The sequence below is a fragment of the Treponema sp. R80B11-R83G3 genome, assembly GCF_054786115.1.
On sequence record NZ_BDHF01000156.1, the window covers coordinates 1 to 2310 of the forward strand.

A 2310-nucleotide genomic window follows, 5' to 3' on the forward strand; every position below is an offset into this window, starting at 1 on the left:
CCCTGTTGATAATAATCTTTGCATCAGCAATTTGTCTTCTTTGTTTATTTGCGGCTGTATTTTCCTCATGCCTCAATTATATCATTCTTTTATATCGTTGTCTGTATTTTACAGCACACTAGGCTACACAAAAGCGTGTTCGGGCTTACGCCCTCTGCACGCTTTTGTTTCGCCACATTTGGGGCAGGGGTCGTTGCTACGCAACGCCCTATAACCTGCCCCAAACGTCTTTTACCGCCGGAACGTTATGTGCAATTTGCCCTGAAATTATTCGAGAATATATTGATTAAAATATAAAAATAGTATAATATATTAATATGAGAGGGTAATGTGATTGAAAATATGGATATAGGAATTTATACATGGTTTGGATTTAGGTTTCCCTTTGATGAAATTATAAAACTAATTAAAAATGCTGGATTTCGGTCGGTTATGACTTGGTGGGGAGATGAATATAAAGAAATAAATGGACCAAAAGAAATGGAGCCGGAAATTATTCGGAATAATGGTTTAAAACTTGAAAACACACATTTTTCATTTACCGGAATAAATACGATATGGGAAGATTCACTTGACGGGCAGGATATACTTAATAGATATTCATCGTATATTAATGACTGTAAAATATATGAAATTCCTGTAGCGGTTATGCATGTTTCAAGCGGAGATAATCCGCCTCCTTATGGTCAATTAGGGCTTGATAGGTTTAAACAAATTGTTGAAAACGCAGAAAAAAATAACGTTATTATAGCCCTTGAAAATCTACGAAAACCTGAATACCTTAAATTTCTATTCGATAATATTAAATCTGATAAATTAAAATTTTGTTATGACAGTGGGCATAATCATTGTTTTACGCCAAAAATTGACTGTCTTAAAGAATATGGGGATAAACTTATTGCATTACATTTACATGATAATGATGGTACATGCGATCAGCATTTACTCCCATTTGATGGTACAATAGATTGGAAACATATAATGGAACAATTAAAAAATATTAATTATAAAGGTGTATTGGCATTGGAAATAGATGCACAATTTATAGATATTTCAAAAGAATTTACTGCAACAGAGTATTTATCTGAAGCAATAAAAAGAGCTTATAAACTTATGAAAATATAAATTTAAAAATTAAAAACAGGGCAAACTGCACATAACAGGTCTGTATATGCTTCGCCGCCTTACGGCGGCTTGGCTTCCACAAAACCGTGTTCGGGCTTGCGCCCTCTGCACGGTTTTGTTCCAGCACATTTTTTTGCGCCCGTAAAAATGCTTCGCATTTTTCCTTATCGGGCGCAAAAAAACGTCATATACAGCCGGAACGTTATATGCAATTGGGGCTAAAGTTTATTGAAAAATTATAATAATAAATTGACAAAAAAGCCAAAATAATATCATAATATGAAAGGAGACATTATGAACAATATAGTATTTTATTTTTCAGGAACTGGAAATTGCTTAAAGGTTGCAAAAAACATTTCAAAAGAAATTCAAAATTGTGAAATTGTATCAATGGCAAATTTACATGATTTTACAAAACAATACGACAGTATTGGCTTTATTTATCCAACATATTTCTGGGGATTGCCAAAAAAAGTTATTGAATTTATTGAAAATATATATTTGGAAAATAATAAAAAAGCGTATTTTTATGCTGTAACAACTTATGGCGGCTCTGCTGGTAATGCAATTTATCAATTATATGAATTATTACATAAAAAGCATGGTATAAAATTAAATTATGGTCAAAAATTGCAAATGTTTTCAAACTATGTGATTATGTATGATATGAGTGAAAAAATAAATGAAATAACTGAAAAATCAAATAAAAAACTTATCCCTATTATTCACTCAATAAAAACAAAAAGAAATAATCGTATAAATAAACTCACAAAAATATTTGAATTTATCAATAAAGATTTTGTAAAAAAAGCGGCAAGTATGGATAAAGATTATAATGTTAACAATAATTGTACAGGCTGCACTGTATGTGAAAAAGTATGCCCGGTAAAGAATATCGAGATGGTAAATAATAAACCACAATTTAAACATCATTGTGAAAACTGCATAGCCTGTATTCAATTTTGTCCACAAAAGGCAATTAATTATAAAGATAAAACTCAAAACAGAAGAAGATATACAAATCCCGAAATAAATTATATGGAATTATTTGAATATAATAGACTTGTTCGACAACCTCAAAATATGATATAAATTTATAATGGGCGGGGAAAAAACAAATTATAACGATAAAGCACATGCTTTTAAGCGGATGTTTGGCGTTAAAACACAAACATTTATGAAAAT

The 2310-nt window shown here is 30.7% G+C and carries 2 protein-coding genes; both read left to right on the top strand.

What is annotated here, in order from left to right; all coding sequences use genetic code 11:
- Positions 1-330 precede the first annotated feature (330 nt).
- Complete coding sequence (locus ACYVRH_RS11870) at positions 331-1125, top strand: sugar phosphate isomerase/epimerase family protein (RefSeq protein WP_461257126.1); 795 nt, start codon at positions 331-333, stop codon at positions 1123-1125.
- Between the two features lie 294 nt (positions 1126-1419).
- On the top strand, positions 1420-2217 hold the full coding sequence (locus ACYVRH_RS11875) for an EFR1 family ferrodoxin (protein ID WP_461257127.1): 798 nt from the start codon (positions 1420-1422) through the stop codon (positions 2215-2217).
- Positions 2218-2310: the final 93 nt, after the last annotated feature.

What these genes read in the sequence shown, in the direction of transcription:
- ACYVRH_RS11875 (WP_461257127.1), top strand. Translation starts at nt 1,420, where the DNA reads ATGAACAATATAGTATTTTATTTTTCAGGAACTGGAAATTGCTTAAAG.